The organism is Paenibacillus sp. FSL W8-0186 (assembly GCF_037969765.1).
Taxonomy (GTDB): domain Bacteria; phylum Bacillota; class Bacilli; order Paenibacillales; family Paenibacillaceae; genus Fontibacillus; species Fontibacillus woosongensis.
Window position 1 is genome coordinate 5,486,395 of record NZ_CP150207.1, and the last position, 20,171, is coordinate 5,506,565.

Here is a 20,171-nt window from a genome sequence, read left to right on the forward strand (position 1 = left end):
TAAAGTTATGTTGGAACTACAGCTTGCCTTCTCTACCCACATAGTAGGTTTCTGCAGGTCCCAGATAGCTGTCTGCAGGTTTCTTGCCTACTGGATAAATGACCAGTTTCTCCAATACAAACCCTGGACTTACGGCAAAAATCCTTAATGTGTTTAATCCTTCCCGGCAGCGGATTCCCGTGCTGTGCCTGCGAATGTGGTCAAGCACGCCCGCAGCCCAATTCCCGTCATCCACCCGATAACCCTCAGGAAGTGTATTGACTACGTTGATCTCTTCCTCATTGACCTGGATCCCGCACAATAACGTCCCTTCATTTGTCACTGGATTAGACGGCTGCATATAGAGCTCTACCTCATACGCTCCGCCTTCCTGTACCCAGAAATAATATTCCAGATAAGGGGCGTCTTCACCGGCCGTAAAGTATTCTGTGGTCGGAAAGGCCTTCACCGCGGATAAGGTCTTGCCATACCCGTGAATCACTTCAAATCTGCTAGCTTCCCCATTCTCCTTTACGGCTTCCTTGTTTAGAGCATAATGTTCAGCTTCTATGGAAATGTACCCGTTCGTTTCTATGAAGGTCATGTTAGGCAGCTCACTAAAATCATGGTTAGACACGTTTACCATTATTGTACAGGTCCCTATTGGCATTTCAATAACAATATGGCCTTCGGTCTCACCCTTTATCGCGCTGCGGTCCATTTTCACATGAATGACTTCCATAGTTTTCTCTTTTCCATTTAGGCTTCCGCCCATGCTTGAACATGTCAGCCACGGATGATTGCAGGTAATCTTATACTCCGCAGGGAGATCACTAATACTGGAAATCGTAAAAGAAGCTTCCTCCACATCCGGCTGCAAAAAGTCATTCATAACTAATTGGTTGATATGCCACGAGCTTCCTTCACTGCGCTGAGTTGTTCCATCTACAGTGACCAATAATCTAGGTTTATTCGCCGGCAAAACATGCATGAGAATCGGATTTTGAGCTTCGTCTTCATTCCATTGCGTAAAGCCGATATGCTCGGATAGCCCCATGCCGTACCATCTGCCATGATCTATCGTATGGAATTGGTTCACAAGCTCCCGATCTCTATTCATACATTCTCGAATCTGCTCCGCAAGCTTGTTGGCTTCCATTTCCCCGAGTTTCGCTTTGTAATGATTTTTACCTGTGAGCAGCCACATTTTTTGCAAATTGAGATTCCCGACAGCCGGATAATAAACTAGCGCATAATAAACCGGCAAATCCGCCTCATCCACCGTCCCAACCAGTTCATTCGCCAGATTCAACAGGTGATCGATTTGATTTAACAAATGGTCCGTTTCTTTGTAATTTACCGGGTCATAGACATTTGAATTCATATGTTCGGGTCTGCGCTTATGGGCAATCCGGGTATAGCCTGTCAGCAGCTCGAAGACCTTCTCCATTTCGTCCTCATGGAACACGCTGGCAAACTGCCTTTGAATCCATTGCTTCGTATAGAGGTCCGTCTTGTTAATGGCCTGGGTTCCCCACGTTTCAAAGTCATAAGCCAGATCCAGAAAATAGGATAGCGGGAATTCCTGCGTAGCAATATCGCCCACATTGACGATCCAAAGATCGCGGATCCCAAAGTCATACGCCATCGTCATTTGCTCCCATATTTTTGGGAGATAAGAGCTGTTAATCCATTCATAAGAGATCGGCCCGCCATGGTAATCAAAATGATAATACATCCCATAACCGCCCCTGTGGCTGCGCATTTCTTCCGTTGGCAAGGTCCTTAGATTGCCGTGATTATCGTCGCAAAGCATCAGAATGACGTCCGCGAGCTCCTCGGAGTTGATCAATCCTGGCGTTGTTTGATCGCCATAAAAGAACGGCTCCACTTCTTTATATAAAGCCAGCATTCTTGGTACCTCGGAAAGGTTGGGATGGACCTGTTCCTGAATCAGCCGGTTCTGGGTCTGTAATACCTCTCGCAGCAGCTGGATATTGTCCGCAAGTGTAGCTTCTTTACCCATGATGGCCGTATCCGCCTCGCCCCGCATCCCGACCGTAATCACGCTCTCATATTTGCCGCTCCGCTTCAGGCCGTCTTCCCAGAACTTTGTAATCCCTTCCCGGTTTGTGATGAAATTCCACGCATCCCCATAAATCGAGTCCTTTCCACGAAGATACTTATATTCCTCTCCATAACGCAAGCAAGGCTCATGATGGGATGCCCCCATGACAACGCCATATTCATCTGCCAATTCCGCATTGGCTAGGCCAGGGCCGTCATTATAGAAACGAGCTGACCACATCGCAGGCCAGAGATAATTCCCCTTCAGTCTCAGCAGCAGCTCAAACACATGCTCATACATTTCCCCATTAAACCCGCCGAAGTTTTTCATAGTCCAATTGCCAAACGCCGGCCATTCATCATTGATAAAAAAGCCGCGAAAACGAACAGAGGGCTCCTTAGAGATATATTTCAAATCCGCAGCTAAATTGAAGGATGCTTTGCGCTGCGGCTTCACATTTGCCCAGTCCACCAACGGAGAAACCCCAAGCCGCTCCGACAGATGAAACAGACCGTAGATCGTACCGCGTTTATCGCTGCCTGCGATGACCAGGGCTTTTTCAACACCTTCAAAGGGGCGATCAATGACCTGGAATAAAAACACTTCCCTCTTTCCCCGGATTTCTGACAAATCAATCAGCTGTTTCTTTTCTAGCTCAAGCAGCATGGGACTGTGACCCACGGTTCCATACAGAATAGCATTCTTCCCCAGCTGACTTCTGTCTGCAGCGGCTTGCGGTGCATAACCAAATACCAGCTCCACATCGTGCATCACCTTACGGGCAATCTTATTCACACCGCTGAAAGCTTCTTCTTCCCGGTAAAATAATGCACCTGACATGGATGCGCTGCTGTTTGAAGCGGTTACATTTTTTAGAATCTCTTGAGAAATCGTGAATTCCATAATGACTTCCTTTCTGCTGCTGTTTTTATCCAGCTTATGCTCTCTTCCTTTAATTACAGCAAAGTATATATTAGAATTGCTGTTAAAAGATATATACTAACTTAAGAAAAAGGCATGCAAATTAAACAAGTTTTGAAGGAGAACGAGAGGAATGGCCGAGGGTTCAAATTGGAAAACAGGCGCTTACGGACATAAATTTATAGCTTCTTTTAGCGGCGGAAAGGACAGCACACTCGCCTTGTACAAAGCAATGAAGCTTGGAGAGGCCGTTGGACTTATCGTAATGTTAGAAGAAGAAGGGTACCGCTCCCGGTCTCATGGCCTGCCTCCAGCGTTCTTGCAGGCTCAAGCGGAGTCTATAGGTTTGCCCCTATATACCGCAGCCTCAAGTTGGGCTGATTACGAAGAAAATTTTATGCACCTGCTGGTGAACGCTAAAAATCATGGGGCAGAGGTGTTAGTAACCGGCGATCTGGATATGCCTGCCCACGGGTGCTGGCACGACAAGGTGACAAAAAATGCTGGATTAAAGCTAGGCATGCCTCTATGGGAAATGAATCATCGAGACGTTGTTGAGGAATTCATTCATCTTGGATTCGTTACTATGATCGTTACGGTGAATGCATCCTTAGGTATGAAAGAGGAGGATCTAGGGCGCGTGCTGACTCTAGATTATGTGAAGGAGCTCGAAGCGCGCGGGATCGACCCCTGTGGAGAAGGTGGAGAGTTCCATACGGCCGTCATCGATGGCCCCATATTCAATAAGCCAATCTCCATAAGCAAAGGAAAGATCATTCGCAACGGAGAATATGCTTTCCTGCCACTGGAGCTGGCAACTTAAACTTGGGGTAATTGAACAACTTTTATAATGGCATTTTGATAACCCGATAATCGCTATGTACAGATATCATAACCAAGATTTAGGGCCATCCTCTGCGGATGGCCCTTTATTGAGCTCGCTTTTTATGAATACTGGTTAACCGTTAAGAAGCTTCCCTTAGAAACCGCCTCTGGAATGAATGATTTGTCCCGTAATCCATTGGGCATCTTCACTGGCCAGAAAAGCGATCAGCCGGGCCGCATCCTCCGGAAGACCAATCCGGCCCATCGGAAATTGCGGCAGCAGTGCATTCTTCACATCTTCGGACATCCAACCGGTGTCGGTAGGACCCGGATCGACCGCGTTGACCGTAATGTGAAGCGGTGCCAGCTCTGCGGCGAGGGATTCGGTAAACACGGAGATGGCCCCTTTGGTCGCCGCATAGGCAAGATTACCAGGCATCGGGCCCTTCCCTTGGCCAGATGTGAGATTAATGATTCGGCCGCCAAGTGTACGATTCGAGGAACGAGCGTTGTTCTCGGCCTCGAGCATGCGGGCGAATTCGGCGGATAACATGAAGGTCCCCCTCATGTTTACAGCACAGTGGGCGTCGATAATAGAATCGGTTAATTGGCGAAAATCAGCATCAACGCTATACGTCGCATTATTGACGAGGATCGTGGGAAGACCCATCCTTTTCCAGACCTCCTCCAACAAATGAGACGCGGAACCCGGTACGGCAAGATCCAATTTCATGTGTGCAGCTTGAACACCTAATTGCCGCAGTTCTCCTGCGAAAGAATCGGGCCAATGCTCATCAGCATCATTGGGATAAAAATTTTTGTCGTAGTCATGCAGATGTGTAAAGAACACATTAGCACCTTCATTAGCCAATGCCCGGCAAATCGCAGTCCCAATCCCGCCTGGACGACTCGCCCCCGTGACGATGGCTATTTTATTTTGCAATTTAGTCATTTTCGATATACCTCCCTTTAAGAGGAGACGAGAGCGCCCTAGGAGATGGATTCATCCCGCCGCTAAACAAAAAAGCGGATACCTCAAGTATCCGCGCAACAGGCAGCTCGAACGGTTGCTCGCGTTCCTTGAAATGGTTGAAGATCGGCATGATGAACCGGGGCAATGGCCCTTGCCATTACCAGATTCACGCGATCGGATTCAATCAAACCATTACAAGAATGTCCACATTAGCCAGCGAGTCCCCTTTCACCCATCTCCATATTTTGGATCATAATATAAACTTAAAGTTACATCAAGGATTAATGTAAAATACTGCTCGTTCAGCCTATGTCCCTTATTTAGAAGACCTCTCATGTTGAAGCAGCCATTCTTTCTCCACAGACCACCGCACCACTTATTCATTCCCTTCAGATAAATGATTTCAATCCTTTACTACGTTATCGCAATCGATTTTCTGTACACTGTAGTCGAAAAATCATGCAAATGATCCTTCAAACGTTTAATTCTATGATTTCTATATGAAAATTCATACACATTTACTCAAATTGTAAAAAAAGTAATGATTCAGTATGAATTTTCGAACAGAATCATTTTGGTGCAAAAATCGTATTGATATGGTTCTTGATGATTCCGCCGTAAGCCCTCCATTTTCAAATCCAGTGCGGTAATCAGACACCGATACTTGTCTTTCTTCATTTAGAACTCGTACTCGGGCCGATCAAAACCTTTCCCACCCAAATATCAGCCTCGAAATACTTGCGAAGGTAATAAGCCAATACGGTCGCCCAGGTCCAAGAACTGCGATTATTTTGAATTAATCGTTGATCATATAAGTCCAGGTGGAAGTAGTTTAGTGGTCGTCGGTAAATTTACCAAAAAAGCTTGCCCTTACCTATGATACGGTTCACCGTAACGGGTCTAGTGCCACACTATTTATATTCTCCACTTCATTTGTCTCCATTTTCTAATCAGGCAAGTTTCCGGACCTTGTCCCTACTTCATACGAAGGAAGCACGTTATCGTACATGAGATGCAAGATCATGCCAGTTGCTGCGTGATCCAAGTTATGACAGTGATCCATCCACATGCCCGGATTATCCGCGATAAATGCGACCTCATACGATTCGCCGGGCAAAACGTTTAACGTATCGGAGAGCCACGGTGTATTCACCTTCACGTTGTTTTTCTTCAACACGGTCATATGATGCCCATGCAGATGCATGGGGTGCTCGGTCAGACTTTTATTGATAAACGTCGTTTTAACCCTATCGCCTTCTTTGACGACGAAAGAGGGAACTCGGGGATACACCTCTCCATTGATTGTCCATAGAAAATTAAACATGCCGTTGTAAAATCCCATCTTGTTTCCGAGAATCATTTCGAATTCCCGATCGAATTTATTTGTCTCGGTTACAACGTTCACCACAGGCTTGCCATAATTGGACGGATCAAACAAAGCGGATTCTGTTTTGAAGACCGGTTTGGCCGGAGGGGTCTCGGTATAAAAAATGACTCCCGGATCGCTTTCGTCATTGGCATTGCCTAGTTTAAACAGGACAGGATGGTTCGGCATCGTAAAGGTCACGTCATATCTGCCGCCCGAACCAAGCCGGAACGCGGTTTGGCCGGACAATGGCTGCGGGTCTTGAATCCGCATCCCGTCTATGGCTGCGATTCGAAATTCTGTTCCTTGCAGAAGATACTTTTCGGAAATATTATGCGAGTTGATGATACTCAGCTTTACGGTTTCTCCCGGGTCCACCTGCTTCCACTGCAGTTCGTCGCGGGATCCGAAAGCTTTTTTATACCCTTGGTCGGTCTCCCATCGATGATTAATCAAGGTCAGCTGTTCATCATAGATCTCCGATTCCTGCTCAGGTTCGACAATCAACGTGCCGAAAAGCCCTTTCCGCACTTGCTCCGACGCTTGCTGATGAGAGTGGAACCAGTAGCTTCCCTCCTGCTCAGCCCGAAACTTGTATATGAACGATTCCCCGGGCTTGACGATATTCTGCGTCATCCCCGGCACGCCGTCCATCGCATTCGGCACGTTATAGCCATGCCAATGAATCGTAACCCCGCTGTCGATATCTTTATTGACCAGCTTCACTTCGATCATATCGCCATGCTTCACCCTGAGCTCGGGAGCAATTTCTCCGTTATATGTCCAGGCATCAATGACAGCGCCAGAAGCAAGCGTTATCTCCTTGCGCTGCGCCACCAGCTCAAATTTCACATCGGCGGGTTCAGAAATATCACCGGTCAGCGCGGCTACCTCCACTGTGTCGGATTGATGATGATCATTCTGCTGACGATGATGATCAGAGCCCATGGACATCAGGGTTGGCACACCGCCCCCTTCGTCAATCAGGCTGTGATCCATCATGTCGGATGCTTCCGGCAGCTTGGAAGTGTTGACGCCTACCAGCACATTAGCCACTAGGAAGATGAATGCTAACGCTGCCGTGAGAATAGCTGTGGCGATGAAGTTTAGCAGTCTGAAAGCAAGCCCTCGCCGAAGCTGTTCCCCTCGAACCAGCTTCAAGTACCTTCTTCTCAAAAAAATCGCTGGTACAAGCAACAGGAGCGCAACTAGTATGAACCGCTGAGCGATCTCAACCGGGCCGGGCAGGACGGATTGGAAAAAGAAAATGCTGAAAGCGGAAATGCCGGATGTGAGCGATGCCGCATAAAAGGACAGCACTATGCCAGGTTGGGCTGCCGTCTGCAGCGCTGCCTGTGTCGGCGGTTCTCCGCCGGAGTTCTGTAAACTCTTTAACCGGGGAAGCACCCTTACCGCTATATAACATTGAGGAATTACCGTCAGAGGTATGAGCGTTTTGACCATTCCCTCCACAAACAGCCAGCCGCCCAAGATGATTTGGAGGATCATCGTTGCGTACCAAGCAGCGTTCAGAAGAATCGCGATGCCAGCTATCCGGAGCAAGAAGGTTCTCTTCTTTTTCAAGCTATGATTGGTTATGGAGTAGGGAAGTCCTGCCGCAGTGATGCCGGCGATTCCCCAGAATAAGGCCATACCGACTGTAAATATAATACTAACTATCATTCCGAACATGAACATGGTTTCCACTCCTTATGACTGGATGCTTCAAGAGACTGTCGCACCTGGATTCGATCTACGGGCTTTATGCTTGATTTTGCCGAACGGCTTAAAATAGGAGATCGCCGTCATGAAGATCAAGGCAACGATATTGGCAATGGCCCCTCCTATTAATGAGTAGCTTGTGTCAAGAAAGGCAGCGTCGGTTAGAACAAGGAATCGTCCTTGATTGGCGATTCGAACGAGTTGGGATAACCAACCTGCCATATAGACGATGCCAAAAGTAATCAGCAATAAGGTCAGGGTCAGTTTAATCAGAATCCAATAATGTTTGAAGAGACCCCATTGCGTCCAAGCGGACAATACAATACCGGTAAGCAGTGCAATAAGAGCGGTGTACCGGACGAAGACAAGATCGATCAAATGCATATTTTCCAAAGTGTAATACAGCTGCTCGCCGTTCTCCGCCTTCAGCATATACGTACCGAGCAGCAGCATGACCATTGCTCCGCCTAACCAGCAGACCACTGAAAGCACATGAATGACGATGATCCATTGCTTTTTCTTAATAGACAACTTATAACTCATGTTCAAACCCTCCCTAAAGGCTCCTTTGCTAGCAATACTACCAGCGAAATGTTGCGAACTTGTGGTGAAACTATTTACAGGTTGTGGAGGCTGTCAATATCCTATAAAGTGGTAACAGGAGTGGATATACCTAGGAGTGAGAAAATGGGGATCAAAGTTCTGATCGTAGAGGATGAAATCAAAATTGCATCGCTCATGGAATCGTTTCTTCAAACCGAAGGATACGATTGTCTGACCGCGATGGACGGCAAAACCGCTTTGCAGCTCTTCGCAAAACATAAGCCGGATATCGTCATCTTGGACTGGATGCTTCCGCAAATGAGCGGCCTAGACACTTGTACGCAGCTCCGACAATTAGGATCTCCCGGCATCATCATGGTCACGGCCAAATCCGAGGAAACCGACAAAATCGTCGGCCTCGAAATGGGAGCGGACGACTACCTGACTAAGCCCTTCAGCCTGAGAGAGCTTTCCGCGCGAATCCGCTCGCTGCTCCGGCGAATGAATAGAAACGACAATGACAGGTCCGACAGCGTGCTGCGAAGAGGGGATCTGACGATTTATGAGGACAGTCTGCAAGTATTTAAAGGAAGTGAGGAACTGCATCTCACTCCGACCGAATTCAAGCTCTTGCACCTGCTAGCCTCGAGACCCGGGCGGGTGTACACCCGGATGCAGCTACTGCAGCATGCCTTCGAAGAGGAGTTTATCATCGACGAACGAACGGTAGACTCCCATATCAGCAAGCTTCGCAAAAAGATTGAGAGCGACAGCCGGGGCTCTGATTATATTAAAACGGTCTACGGATTTGGCTACCGATTCGGAGCGGAACATGAAGATTAGAACCAAGCTGATTCTGTCGATGAGCGTTCTGATCGTGTTTGTCATGCTTTTTCTGCTGGGCGTCACGCATATTCAGTTTTATATTTCCCGCGATTTAGCCTATTTTGAGGAAAAGAATACGTTCGAATCACTCCGAAAAGAGTTCGAACACTATTACAGTAACCACGGGGATTCTTGGGACAATATCGCGAGCGCAAGGCTTAAATATACCGGCTCTTTCAACGAAGTCGTACTAACTGCAGACGAAGAAGTCTTATATCAGCAAGGAAAACTAAGCGCGAATGAACTTCGGAACGAGGGCTTCGTGCTAGCGCTTTATGAGAGTGACCGGAAGATCGGCAGACTGTACGTGATGAACGAAAGACAGTACAAGATCTACGAATTTAAAACGATGTGGTACGGCATGCTGCCAAATATCGGCATAGCCTCGCTGATCTTCACTTGCATCGCGGCTCTGCTGACAATCCTCTTGTTGTCGTGGAGACTGACCAGCCCTATACGCAAAATCATCAAAGGAATCGAGTCCATCCAAAAGGATGGCGCTGCAACCGTCTTTCCTGAACAAAGGAAAGATGAATTTGGAGCAATTTCCAAGGCTCTTCGAGAGATGAACGATTCGCTGGCCGGCGCGGAACAAATCCGAAAGCAATTGATGTCCGATGTCACTCATGAATTAAAAACCCCGCTGATGATCATTCAAGGGGAATTGGAACTGGCGTACGAGACAGGACAACCCCTTTCTGCCGCCAAGCAAGCTTCTCTTCTCGATGAAGTACTGCGGCTGTCGCGATTAGTTCATGATGTACTGGATTTGTCCAAGCTCGAAAGCGGCAAGATGGAGCTACAACCGCAGACAGAGAACTTGGTTAAACTGCTGCAGGATATAGTGGAAAAGACCGAGTATATGGTGGAGGATAAACAAATACAGCTTTCCATGCACTCCAGGGAGGATTCTATTCCCATTTCGGTAGAAAAATCGCGAATTTATCAAGCGCTGTATAACATCCTGACGAATGCCATCTACTATACGAATCCCGGCGGACAAATCCGAATCCTTGTTGAAACGGCATACCTGCCCAAACAGCAGCAGCCCTATGCCCGAATCCGTGTCGAAGACAGCGGTGTCGGCATATCTGAAGAGGAGCTCCCTCATATCTTCAACCGATTCTATAGGGCGGACCCTTCCAGGGCTCGTCCCAGCGGCGGAAGCGGCTTGGGGCTTGCGATTGCCCAGCAAAACATCCTTGCCCATCGGGGCTGGGTTGAGGTAGAGAGCGTGGTGGGTAAGGGCTCGGTGTTTACGATCTATTTACCGATATGAGAAATGAAGGAGGTTTTCCACGATGGCACCTTCACAAAAAACATTAAGAACTTGCGATAAAGGACACGAATACTACAAAAGCAGTGATTGCCCAACCTGTCCGGTCTGCGAACAAGACATGAAACCGGACACTGGATTCCTTTCGCTTCTTTCGAATCCTGCCAGACGGGCATTAGAGCACCACGGGATTACCACTTTACAAAAGCTCTCGGCCTTTACCGAACGCGAGATATTGCAGCTGCACGGTATGGGGCCGCGTTCAATGCCAATACTTAGGGATGCTTTGCACTCCCAAGGTTTAACGTTCAAGCCCAGCGACAAAACACCAAAGAAAAAAGTGGTTGATCCATAAAGTCCGTGACGCTCTGAGAACAGCGTTTCTTTATTAATTTTAGCGACACGCAAAGGTTGATACGGTTCTACGAGCTATCTCTAATGGCAAGCTAAAAGGCACCAGCCTAGGTGCCTTCTCCAGCCTGCCCTATCTAAAAAAAACCGAAAGCAGCGGCAGCAGCCAGACGAACGCTCGCGGCATCCCAATCCCCTTCAGAAAGGTCTGCATGGCCTCTGCGTTATTGCCGTCGTCGAGAAGCTTATGTACAGTCTGACTTAATTGATGATATTCGACCTTTTCCTTCTCGTCATGCACATATGACGCATCGTACATCGCTACCTTTCGTACTTTGCCGCCCAGCCGAAGGGCAGCCTCGAGCGCCAACACGGCACCCGAAGAATGACCGTACAAATAGGCGGTGCCGCCTGCTACATCGATCATAGCTTCAATATCTTCGATTTCACGCTCCAGCGAATAAGGCAGCGTATTCCCGCTATCACCGCGTCCGCGTCGGTCGTAATTGTAGACCGTAAAGGATGTGGCCAATACTTTGGCATCATGCACGACCGGCTTAAAAGAGCGGTAACAGGAAGCTCCCGTGATGTAAATGAGCGCCGGACCGCTGCCGTAGACATCATAGGCTAAGGTTGTGCCGTCTTTTGACTGCGTTGTGTTCATAATTACGCCTACTTTCTTATTCAAGTTGAAATATAGGTTTATAGATGTTGAAGGCCAATGCGGTTTCCTTCGCTGTCTAAAAACATACCTACATACCCTGCGTGATCACCCAAATAGGTTTTATCCATAATCACTTGTCCCCCCGCTTCGGAAACCCTCGAAAGAATAATATCCAGGTTAGGACTCCCATCAATATAGACCGTAACGCCATCAGGAGAAGGCGTATGACGCGGCCCCTTGACCAGGATCCCTCCATTCTGCTCTTCCTTAACCGGGAAAAAAGCGTATTCTTCATCCCCCATGTGCATCGATTTCATCTCCGTTGCTAGAATCCGCTCATAAAATGCTTTCGCCCGTCCCATGTCAGACACGGGAATTTCCACCCAAATAAATATTCGATCCCTCATAGTTCATTCTCCATTCACTCAGAAATTTTCTTGATATTCTATTAGACGAATGAACTTTCGTAAATTCATCGGTCCGGCAACAAGTTTTCCGGTAAACCAAACCACGTAAACAATTGGAGATGAATCTTCGGAGTAAATAAGAAAAGCTGCTCCAAAGTCGGGAACAGCTTCTTTGCTTCAATCAATGCTCGTATTCGGAATAAACGGAGATTTCTCTCCATGGAAGGTTAACGTCAATGCATGCATGGCTCTCGTACACGCAATATACAGCAGGCTTCTGTCCATGTCCGTCTTATAATTCGAACCGTCAACCAACGGCACGATCACATGGTCGAATTCCAAGCCTTTTGCCATATGGCACGAAGTTACCATAATCCCCTCATGAAATTGGTCGCTGCTGAAATGGAGCAGATGGATATCCTGGTGAGTATCCGCGATTTCTTTATAAATCTGCTCGGCTTGAGCCATCGTCTTGCAAACGATGCCTAACGAGTGATGATCAGAATTCAGAAATTCCATGATGGCATGTTTAACATCCGTCAATTCGCCAGCCCAACTTTCGGATTTTTTGATCTGGGGGAGCAGGCCATGGCGTTCAATGGGAACGATCCTGCTGTTCGGGTTGATTTGTCTAGCAAAGTTGATGATTTCAATGGTGGATCGGTAGCTCTTTAATAGTTCAACTGTATCCGCTTCGGGAAAAACCTTTTGGATTTCGGTGATCGATGAAGATGAATAAGGATTGACGGACTGGCTGCTGTCTCCTAGAATCGTCTTCTTACAGGTGAATAGACGTGATATTACAGCATATTGAACGGGGGTATAGTCCTGCATTTCATCCACTAATAAATGTTTTACAGCATCGAAGCTGTTCACTCCTTCTACTAGAATCTGCAAATATACAAGTGGAAAAACATCGGAAAACTCCAGCATCCTCGCTTTTTTCAGCTTGAACAATTCCGGCTGGCCTATAAAATGATAAAAATCCTTATAAATCGCAAGGAGATTCAATGATCTAAACATCCTTTTGACAGCTGTTTTGATTTTATTAGCAGCGGCTGGCTTTATCCTGCCGCCATCCTCATCCCTTGCGGTTCCTGATATAACCAAGGCTGTTTTCTCCAGCTTCTGTTTAATCGGCATGTTTCCGGCAGCCTTATACGCGCTTAAAATATCTGCTTTGGCAATTCTCACGTTATCGATGATCAGGTCGGCAGGTATAAAATCATTGTCGCGAATATGCGCAGCAAAGCGCTCCAATTCATGCACAAAGTCCATGCTCGCTTTGTACCTGATGCGCTCAATCAAGGCTTCGTTCCTCGAATCGGCAAGCTCCGCCACCTGCTCGTTGAAGGTCTGGAATTTGCAGACGTTCTTCAGCTGTCTCTCAGCCAACTCCTCAATGCCGATTTGTAATATGGTTTCTTCCCCCAGCTCCGGCAGGACGTTGGAAATATAGTCGGAAAAAACTTTGTTTGGCGATATGATCAAAACATTGTCAGACGTTAGCGTTCCTTTAAACCTGTACAGTAAAAAGGCGATGCGGTGCAACGCGACCGAGGTTTTTCCCGATCCGGCAACACCTTGAATGATCAGCTCGTGGGAATGCTCATTTCGGATAATGACGTTTTGTTCCTTCTGAATTGTCGCGACAATGTTTTTCATTTTTTCGTCTGACGTTTGGCTCAGTTCCTTTTGCAGCACCTCGTCATTGATATTCATGGAGCTTTCAATCATGTATTCCATGATCTGGCCTTTAATCTTGAACTGCCGTTTTAAACTGATCTCCCCTTCGACTAGTCCTGCAGGTGCCGAATAATCGGCTCTCCCGGCATTATAATCGTAAAACATACTGGCGACGGGGGAGCGCCAATCATAAATTAGATTCTCCTGGCTGTCTTCTTCGTTGAAGGCGTGTACCCCGATATAGTAAGCGTCTCCCTTCGCGTGTCCCTCGGGAATGAAATCCACTCTTCCGAAGTAAGGGGCTTCCACTAATTTTCTGAGTTTTCTCTGTTTGTCGACAGCCTTTTCCCCATGATCGATAGCGAGCGAAATGTCGACCCGGTTGGCCGCTCTTTCCGCCGGATCGAGCCCAGCCACGTGATCCCACACATACTTTTTTGCTTCAATGACTTCATGACGGGTTGTGCTAATTTGGTTTTCCAAGCGTTCGATCGCTTTTTGCAGCCTGGACACCATGGTGCTGAGATAAGTCCTTTCTTCCGCTTCCGTTTGATTCACGGTCATCCTCATCCCTCTTTTCCCTTGATTTCACTCCAAAGTATAGAGAAATTGGAAGAAAAATATAGACTTATATTTATCTTTGTAGTATTATATTTTTATCGTGGCTCCAAAAATAGGGTTACGAATACACCCGATATTGCGTAAAAAACCAAGCTCCTGAGCATCAGGGCTTGGTTTTCTTGTTATTATCTTATCCTTCTTATTGTGGCTGAGCGCTTACCAAATGGAATTCGTTAGTCACACATATCTGTTAAGCAGCCTATCAAGACCGGTCTACATGTGCTGATCTTGTGTCCCCCGGCTAAAAGCTTTAGCGATAATGCCTACGATGAAGCCCCATACCGCATTTGTCACAAAGACACTAACAATGGCAAAGGGGTTCGTCAACGGGCCTTGCAGTTTCCCAGTGAGAATGGGGGAGGCAATCCCGCTCAGAAGAATGGCGAACAGCGCATAGCTCAGGCCCGCGCCAACCAGAATGGCGACAGGGTGAGTAACCCGCTTCACCAATACGATAACAAGCCAAACCAAGGAGATCAGGACAGTCATCAGAATGCTGCCGAATTGCTGACCAATCAAGTCCATGACCCCAGTCATTTTCATTACAGGCCTGACAAGCGCCAACGCGCCTAACCCTATGATCAAAAGCTTGTTTTCCTTCATAATATCTTTGGTACTCATTTCTATCACTCCGTTTAAATGAATTAGGATCGGTTGAACCCACTATAACGAAGAAATGTTGCAATCTTATTGCGAACTTATTCGATTACTATAATTTTTAAGGAGTTGCTGAACACTCAGGGTATACTAATATGGGGGAGTTGAGATTATGGCTGAGCATATTTTATTGGTGGATGATGAGGAAAAGGTACTTGAATTCATGAGCTCCTTTTTACAAGGAGAGGGCTACCATATCACAACCGCACATACAGGAATAGAGGCGCTTGCCATAGCAAAGCAGACGAAGCCGGCAGTAATCGTACTCGATTGGATGATGCCCAGGATGAACGGTCTTGACGTGTGCCGTGAATTGCGGAAGAACAGCAAGGTTGGCATTATTATGGTTACGGCCAAGTCGGATGAGATTGACAAGATCATAGGTCTCGAATCGGGGGCGGATGATTACATTATCAAACCGTTTTCTTTAAGGGAGTTATTAGCACGCATTCGCGCAGTTATTCGCAGATTAAACGACAGTCCGTCAGCGGAAGACCATTTGGTCAGAGGAGATTTGATCATATCCGCCTCACAGTATCGAGTGTGGAAGCAAGGGGTCGAGGTAGAAATGACACCCACTGAATTCAAGCTCTTGCTGACGCTAGCCGCCAAACCCGGTATTGTATACAGTCGGCTTCAATTATTGAATGCGGCGTTGGACGATGATTTCATCAATGTGGAACGAACAGTGGACGCCCATATTAGCCGGTTGCGGAAAAAGATTGAGGATGATATAACAAACCCAAAATACATCCAAACCGTGTATGGATTCGGTTATCGATTCGGAGGCGTATAGTGAGATTTCATCTAAAAATATTTCTGACTATGGCTTCGGCTATTGTAGGGATCAGCATCATTTTTGTACTGCTGACACACTTGATTGTGTCCCGCTCCATTGAAGCCGTCATCCAGGAAGCAAGAGGCAGTGAGGTGTCTCTCATTGCCTCGGAACTAGAGGATTATTATTTACGCCACAATCAATCATGGGAGGAAATCGAACAGTCTGATCTGCGGCTGTCCGTTCATCAGAAGAGCTCCTCCGTCCTCGTGATGGACAATCATCATCAGGTGATCCTGCAGCAGGGCGATTCGCCAATGAAATTAGTAACCCGTCTTGGGGTCAAGCATACCATTCTTGTTCAAGGAAAATCCGCCGGCTATTTTTATTACTACGACCCGGAGATCGCAAGTTTTAATAAAATCTTGATCGGCATTCCGATATCCGTTGTTATTGTCATAAGCGTTAGCGGTTTGTTGCTTCTATTGGTTGCACTTATTATTGCTTATCAATTATCGAAGTGGCTTGCATCCCCGCTGAAGAAGCTTCTACCATCCATTGAGCGGCTAGGTCAAGGAGAGCTTGGCATACAAGCCGATGTGAAAGTTCAGGATGAATATGGGCAAATAGCCAGCGCATTCAATCTGATGTCGGCAGAACTGCAAAAAGCGGAGAAACTACGCAGGAATATGAGTGCGGATATCGCTCATGAGCTTAGAACACCTCTCACCATTATTGGAGGGAAGATGGATGAACTGCAGCAGCGAGGTCAGCCTGTCCCCCCGGAGATGCTGCTGCCGCTGCAAGATGAGCTCATTCGTCTGAATCGATTAGTCGAGGAATTAAGAACATTATCCTTGGCGGAAGCAGGGCAGCTCCATATAAACAAAGTGGAGACGGATATGGCAGATTTGGCACAGCAGCTGTGCGCTGTCATAGAGCCTCTTGCAGATAAAAAGAATATTGCGATTCATCTGGAGGTCTTAACACAACAAACAAACCTGCTTGTAGATCCTAATCGAATCCGACAGGTGTTGTTGAATTTGCTTACCAATGCCATTCGCTATACACCAAATCAGGGAACTATATGGATACGCTTGCTAAATACAGACGATCAATGGCTGAATATTATCGTGGAGGATACCGGGATCGGTATAGCTGCCGAACATTTGCCGCATCTATTCGATCGCTTCTACCGTACCGATGACGCTCGTTCGAGAGCGCGCGGAGGTAGCGGCCTGGGGCTTGCAATTGCCAAGCAATATGTAATATCCCATCAGGGAACAATTAAGGTGGAGAGTCAGGAGAATCAAGGGACACGTTTTACGATTCAACTGCCTTACGCAAATGCGTAAATTGCCTCCTTTGCAAAGTCATTTCCGAACCATTTGAGCTTTGCTGCTGCAACCCGATTACATCATATTCGCGACTAAAACCAAGACCCCTTTGGAGGGGTCCTTTCCATTTTCAGGAGTATCATACATGCCAGCTATCATTTCAAACTTATCCGTATTCGCCATTTAAATCTCTCCAATCTCCCTGCGTGTTAATATTGTCCTAGCAGCCCTTTCTTCATGGCTGTTTTTTCGCAGCGATGAAATACAACGAGTCCCGCAATTAGATATACCAGCGAGTTTAAGATTAGGACCGCATAGTCTGCCAAAGGCAGCTGTGTCAACGTCAGATCCTCCATCATCACCGTTCTTACCATATTCACTCCTTTGACGAAGGGGGCAAACGCTAGAAACGGAGCTACTGTTAACGGAACAAAGACAAGCCCCATCAATACAAATTGGAAAATTTGCAGAAATGCCTCAATTTGTTTCACGATAACAGCCAGGCCAGCAATCATGAAGCTGATACCCACCATACTTATCATTGTAATGACAATGATTGGAATTGTCGTCATAGGATTAAGATTTAACCACTGCCCGGAGGTAAGCATCGCAGCAAACAGCAAGATGACCATAATCACCGACTGCAAGCCAAATTGCCCAATGATGCGTGTGAGCATGATTTTCCATACCCCCATAGGAGACATATATATTTGTTCTAACGTTCCGCGTGTGGCCTCCGTAATCACCGAATAACCAATGAAATTCATCGTCATCATCGTTAAGCTCCAGAAGGCTACACTTACAATCGAATATTGCACATTCGCATCAAAGCTTGCTGGATCACCGATGAACATAATTCCAAAAAATGCAGCCAAAAAAATAATATAAAAAGTGAATACTAAAGCAATGGTGTTCGGCAGATAACGTTTCAGTTCGATGTATTCCTTACGAAAATTAGCACTCAATAAGTGTAGCCATTTCATGGTTCTTCCCTCCCTTAACTATCTGAATAAACACTTGCTCGAAGTCGATGGTTATACGGTCAATACTCTCCACAATGGTTCCTTCCTCTTTTAGAAGATCAAACAACTCGTAAATATCCTGACTGTGTTCTAAATTAACTTCCACGATGCTCTCATGGGGGCTTGCTTTATATATACTTAAAGGGAATCGGCCACTCAGCCTATTCTCCTGTTCCAAGCTTAACTGCTGACCCAGCTTAATCGAATACGCCCTGGTTTCAAACAGCCTAAGCAAATTCTCCACCCTGTCGTCGATGACCACTTCACCTTTATTAATAATAATGGCTCTATCGCACAACTCCTGAACGACGGGCATATCATGGGAGCTTATGATAATCGTACGTTGTTCTTCCTTAACGATCGTCTTTAGAATTTCACGCAATTCATAACTAACTTCAACATCCAGCCCGAGAGTTGGCTCATCCAGCAAGATGACATCCGTATTCGCTAATAGGGCTACTGCGATAGCCAGCTTTTGTTGCATCCCTCGAGACAATCCATTGACCAGCTCATTCTCCTTTTCCTTCAGGTTGAATCGCTCTAATAATTTATCCGCTTGATCCGCAACCTGCTTCCTAGAGTAACCGCGGTTGCCCGCAAAATATTCTAAGTTTTCCCGGACCGTAAGGCGCCAATATAAATTTCGGTTCCCCTCTAATACGGCACTAATATGCTCTAAAGCTTTAAGCCTCTTCTTGCTGATATCCAGACCATTAATGAAGATAGAACCCGCATCCGCTTCCAACAGACCACAGAGCATCTTGATCGTCGATGTCTTCCCAGCCCCATTGGGTCCTAATAAGCCGACAACCTCACCACGGTTCACAGTGAAAGAAACATCGCGGACCGCATGGATTTTCTCTTTCGTTTTTCTTCGTCCATACACTTTACGGATGCCCCGTACTTCAATAATTTTGTCCACCTCACAACCATCCTCTCCGAACGAATTTAAAAAGGTGATGCCATTGTTACCTTCATTGTATTTTTGTATGTTAGTTTCTTGAACTGGCTCTGGATGGAATTGGCCTCCGTCTGAGGAAGGAGATTTATGTTGTAAAAGAGAGATTAATTCAGACCTGCAAAAGAGGATTTTGTATCATCACTATTGAACATGATATTTCTGTGCACGGATTGCAAGGTGCTATCCTCTAACATCCCGTATAGTAAGCTTTGAAAGGAGGATCTGGATGGATTGGCTGAACCGCATGAATAGCGCAATGGAATATGTCGAAACACACTTATCTGAAGAAATTGAATACGAACAAGTAGCTAGAATCGCCTGTTGCTCCACTTATCATTTTCAGCGGATGTTCTCGTTTATAACTGGCTTGCCACTTTCGGAGTATATTCGACGCAGGCGGCTGACCCTTGCCGCATTCGAGCTGCAACAAAGCAATACAAAAGTAATCGACACCGCTTTGAAATATGGTTACGAATCGCCCGAGGCATTTTCCAGAGCGTTCAAAAAATTGCACGGAGTGATGCCTAGTTCTGCGCGTGACAATGGCATTGAACTCAAGGCCTATCCCCGGTTATCCTTTCATATTTCGATTCGAGGAGATGTGGAGATGAACTACAAAATCGAGGAAAAACAAGCTTTTGACATGTTCGGCATTTCGACTGTAATCAACGCCGATGAAGATTTCTTAGAGCAACCGTTTATTGAAATCCCTAAATTTTGGACCCAGTGTGTATCCGACGGAACTATAGATGGCATCCGTGCCGCCGCAGGCTTGGGGGAAAACGGCCAGCTCCACGGGGTATTATATAATAGCCAGGATGAGAAATTCTCCTACATGATCGGTTACTTCTTACCCCAAAGCGGCCTGCCCGAAGGGTTTGAACAACTTCAAATCCCCCTACAAACTTATGCGATTTTCTCAACTGGGCCCTACCCTGACGGACAGAGCGGGATTCATGATTTGTGGAGAAGAATTTGGGGGGAATGGTTCCCGAGCTCTAATTACGAGTTCGCAAACGGACCCGAATTTGAAATGACTTACGATCGAGGCAACAACATGTATGAAATGGAAATTTGGATCCCTGTCGTTAACAAGCTTAGTGTTTAGAACAGAGAGCAACACAAGTGC

General features: G+C 46.6%; 18 protein-coding genes. 7 read left to right on the forward strand and 11 right to left on the reverse strand.

Going from position 1 to position 20,171, the window contains the following annotated elements:
- Window positions 1-16: 16 nt before the first annotated feature.
- Window positions 17-2,950, reverse strand: coding sequence for a glycosyl hydrolase 115 family protein (locus tag MKX50_RS24540; RefSeq protein ID WP_339158023.1), 2,934 nt, complete (start codon window positions 2,948-2,950; stop codon window positions 17-19).
- Window positions 2,951-3,101: 151 nt separating this feature from the next.
- Between MKX50_RS24540 and MKX50_RS24545 the strand changes: the two genes are divergently transcribed.
- A complete protein-coding gene (locus tag MKX50_RS24545; protein ID WP_339158024.1) occupies window positions 3,102-3,791 on the forward strand; it encodes a diphthine--ammonia ligase in 690 nt (229 codons plus the stop codon).
- Between the two features lie 156 nt (window positions 3,792-3,947).
- Here the strand turns inward: MKX50_RS24545 and MKX50_RS24550 are convergent, their stop codons facing one another.
- The 4 genes from MKX50_RS24550 to MKX50_RS24565 all read right to left on the reverse strand — a co-directional run bounded on the left by MKX50_RS24550 (window position 3,948) and on the right by MKX50_RS24565 (window position 8,397).
- Window positions 3,948-4,745, reverse strand: coding sequence for an SDR family oxidoreductase (locus MKX50_RS24550; RefSeq protein WP_339158025.1), 798 nt, complete (start codon window positions 4,743-4,745; stop codon window positions 3,948-3,950).
- Entirely contained in the window at window positions 4,738-4,896 is a 159-nt protein-coding gene (locus MKX50_RS24555; protein WP_339158026.1) for a hypothetical protein, read from the reverse strand. The genes MKX50_RS24550 and MKX50_RS24555 overlap by 8 nt, the downstream gene beginning before the upstream one ends.
- Before the next feature lie 816 nt (window positions 4,897-5,712).
- The gene (locus MKX50_RS24560) at window positions 5,713-7,830 is read right to left on the reverse strand and encodes a multicopper oxidase family protein (RefSeq protein WP_339158027.1); all 2,118 of its coding nucleotides are present in this window, start codon (window positions 7,828-7,830) and stop codon (window positions 5,713-5,715) included.
- 27 nt (window positions 7,831-7,857) lie between these two features.
- Window positions 7,858-8,397: a hypothetical protein gene (locus MKX50_RS24565; protein ID WP_339158028.1), complete on the reverse strand. Its 540-nt coding sequence runs from the start codon at window positions 8,395-8,397 to the stop codon at window positions 7,858-7,860.
- A gap of 144 nt (window positions 8,398-8,541) precedes the next feature.
- On the opposite strand from MKX50_RS24565, the gene MKX50_RS24570 reads away from it, so the two are divergent.
- From MKX50_RS24570 to MKX50_RS24580, 3 genes are read left to right on the forward strand one after another with little or no spacing between them, the layout of a single operon-like run.
- Window positions 8,542-9,240, forward strand: coding sequence for a response regulator transcription factor (locus MKX50_RS24570; protein WP_213591588.1), 699 nt, complete (start codon window positions 8,542-8,544; stop codon window positions 9,238-9,240).
- Window positions 9,230-10,561: a HAMP domain-containing sensor histidine kinase gene (locus MKX50_RS24575; protein ID WP_339158029.1), complete on the forward strand. Its 1,332-nt coding sequence runs from the start codon at window positions 9,230-9,232 to the stop codon at window positions 10,559-10,561. Before MKX50_RS24570 ends, MKX50_RS24575 begins: the two co-directional genes overlap by 11 nt.
- 22 nt (window positions 10,562-10,583) lie before the next feature.
- The gene (locus tag MKX50_RS24580) at window positions 10,584-10,913 is read left to right on the forward strand and encodes an RNA polymerase alpha subunit C-terminal domain-containing protein (RefSeq protein ID WP_339158030.1); all 330 of its coding nucleotides are present in this window, start codon (window positions 10,584-10,586) and stop codon (window positions 10,911-10,913) included.
- Window positions 10,914-11,042: 129 nt separating this feature from the next.
- Here MKX50_RS24580 and MKX50_RS24585 read toward each other — a convergent pair whose 3' ends face one another.
- The 4 genes from MKX50_RS24585 to MKX50_RS24600 form a co-directional block, all read right to left on the reverse strand.
- Entirely contained in the window at window positions 11,043-11,573 is a 531-nt protein-coding gene (locus tag MKX50_RS24585) for an alpha/beta hydrolase (RefSeq protein WP_339158031.1), read from the reverse strand.
- A 38-nt stretch (window positions 11,574-11,611) separates the two neighbouring features.
- Window positions 11,612-11,980 carry a VOC family protein gene (locus MKX50_RS24590; protein WP_339158032.1) on the reverse strand — a complete coding sequence of 123 codons (369 nt, stop codon included), beginning with the start codon at window positions 11,978-11,980 and terminating at the stop codon, window positions 11,612-11,614.
- 177 nt (window positions 11,981-12,157) lie between these two features.
- The gene (locus MKX50_RS24595) at window positions 12,158-14,230 is read right to left on the reverse strand and encodes a UvrD-helicase domain-containing protein (RefSeq protein WP_339158033.1); all 2,073 of its coding nucleotides are present in this window, start codon (window positions 14,228-14,230) and stop codon (window positions 12,158-12,160) included.
- A gap of 270 nt (window positions 14,231-14,500) precedes the next feature.
- Window positions 14,501-14,908, reverse strand: coding sequence for a hypothetical protein (locus MKX50_RS24600; protein ID WP_213591598.1), 408 nt, complete (start codon window positions 14,906-14,908; stop codon window positions 14,501-14,503).
- A 148-nt stretch (window positions 14,909-15,056) separates the two neighbouring features.
- Between MKX50_RS24600 and MKX50_RS24605 the strand changes: the two genes are divergently transcribed.
- Together MKX50_RS24605 and MKX50_RS24610 are read left to right on the forward strand one after the other, a co-directional pair.
- Complete coding sequence (locus MKX50_RS24605) at window positions 15,057-15,740, forward strand: response regulator transcription factor (protein WP_213591600.1); 684 nt, start codon at window positions 15,057-15,059, stop codon at window positions 15,738-15,740.
- On the forward strand, window positions 15,740-17,077 hold the full coding sequence (locus tag MKX50_RS24610) for a HAMP domain-containing sensor histidine kinase (protein ID WP_213591602.1): 1,338 nt from the start codon (window positions 15,740-15,742) through the stop codon (window positions 17,075-17,077). The genes MKX50_RS24605 and MKX50_RS24610 overlap by 1 nt, the downstream gene beginning before the upstream one ends.
- 191 nt (window positions 17,078-17,268) lie before the next feature.
- Here the strand turns inward: MKX50_RS24610 and MKX50_RS24615 are convergent, their stop codons facing one another.
- Both MKX50_RS24615 and MKX50_RS24620 read right to left on the reverse strand, forming a co-directional pair.
- On the reverse strand, window positions 17,269-18,042 hold the full coding sequence (locus tag MKX50_RS24615) for an ABC transporter permease (protein ID WP_213591604.1): 774 nt from the start codon (window positions 18,040-18,042) through the stop codon (window positions 17,269-17,271).
- A complete protein-coding gene (locus MKX50_RS24620) occupies window positions 18,014-19,003 on the reverse strand; it encodes an ABC transporter ATP-binding protein (RefSeq protein ID WP_339158034.1) in 990 nt (329 codons plus the stop codon). Before MKX50_RS24620 ends, MKX50_RS24615 begins: the two co-directional genes overlap by 29 nt.
- Window positions 19,004-19,268: 265 nt before the next feature.
- Between MKX50_RS24620 and MKX50_RS24625 the strand changes: the two genes are divergently transcribed.
- A complete protein-coding gene (locus tag MKX50_RS24625) occupies window positions 19,269-20,150 on the forward strand; it encodes an effector binding domain-containing protein (protein WP_213591608.1) in 882 nt (293 codons plus the stop codon).
- The last annotated feature ends 21 nt before the right edge of the window (window positions 20,151-20,171 follow it).

Bases quoted from the DNA above. Each gene is read 5' to 3' on its own strand.
- MKX50_RS24580 (WP_339158030.1), top strand. From the start codon at position 10,584: ATGGCACCTTCACAAAAAACATTAAGAACTTGCGATAAAGGACACGAA.
- MKX50_RS24595 (WP_339158033.1), bottom strand. From the start codon at position 14,230: ATGACCGTGAATCAAACGGAAGCGGAAGAAAGGACTTATCTCAGCACC.
- MKX50_RS24570 (WP_213591588.1), top strand. From the start codon at position 8,542: ATGGGGATCAAAGTTCTGATCGTAGAGGATGAAATCAAAATTGCATCG.
- MKX50_RS24605 (WP_213591600.1), top strand. From the start codon at position 15,057: ATGGCTGAGCATATTTTATTGGTGGATGATGAGGAAAAGGTACTTGAA.
- MKX50_RS24600 (WP_213591598.1), bottom strand. From the start codon at position 14,908: ATGAGTACCAAAGATATTATGAAGGAAAACAAGCTTTTGATCATAGGG.
- MKX50_RS24565 (WP_339158028.1), bottom strand. From the start codon at position 8,397: ATGAGTTATAAGTTGTCTATTAAGAAAAAGCAATGGATCATCGTCATT.
- MKX50_RS24575 (WP_339158029.1), top strand. From the start codon at position 9,230: ATGAAGATTAGAACCAAGCTGATTCTGTCGATGAGCGTTCTGATCGTG.
- MKX50_RS24625 (WP_213591608.1), top strand. From the start codon at position 19,269: ATGGATTGGCTGAACCGCATGAATAGCGCAATGGAATATGTCGAAACA.
- MKX50_RS24590 (WP_339158032.1), bottom strand. From the start codon at position 11,980: ATGAGGGATCGAATATTTATTTGGGTGGAAATTCCCGTGTCTGACATG.
- MKX50_RS24540 (WP_339158023.1), bottom strand. From the start codon at position 2,950: ATGGAATTCACGATTTCTCAAGAGATTCTAAAAAATGTAACCGCTTCA.
- MKX50_RS24550 (WP_339158025.1), bottom strand. From the start codon at position 4,745: ATGACTAAATTGCAAAATAAAATAGCCATCGTCACGGGGGCGAGTCGT.
- MKX50_RS24560 (WP_339158027.1), bottom strand. From the start codon at position 7,830: ATGTTCATGTTCGGAATGATAGTTAGTATTATATTTACAGTCGGTATG.
- MKX50_RS24585 (WP_339158031.1), bottom strand. From the start codon at position 11,573: ATGAACACAACGCAGTCAAAAGACGGCACAACCTTAGCCTATGATGTC.
- MKX50_RS24615 (WP_213591604.1), bottom strand. From the start codon at position 18,042: ATGAAATGGCTACACTTATTGAGTGCTAATTTTCGTAAGGAATACATC.
- MKX50_RS24555 (WP_339158026.1), bottom strand. From the start codon at position 4,896: ATGCCGATCTTCAACCATTTCAAGGAACGCGAGCAACCGTTCGAGCTG.
- MKX50_RS24545 (WP_339158024.1), top strand. From the start codon at position 3,102: ATGGCCGAGGGTTCAAATTGGAAAACAGGCGCTTACGGACATAAATTT.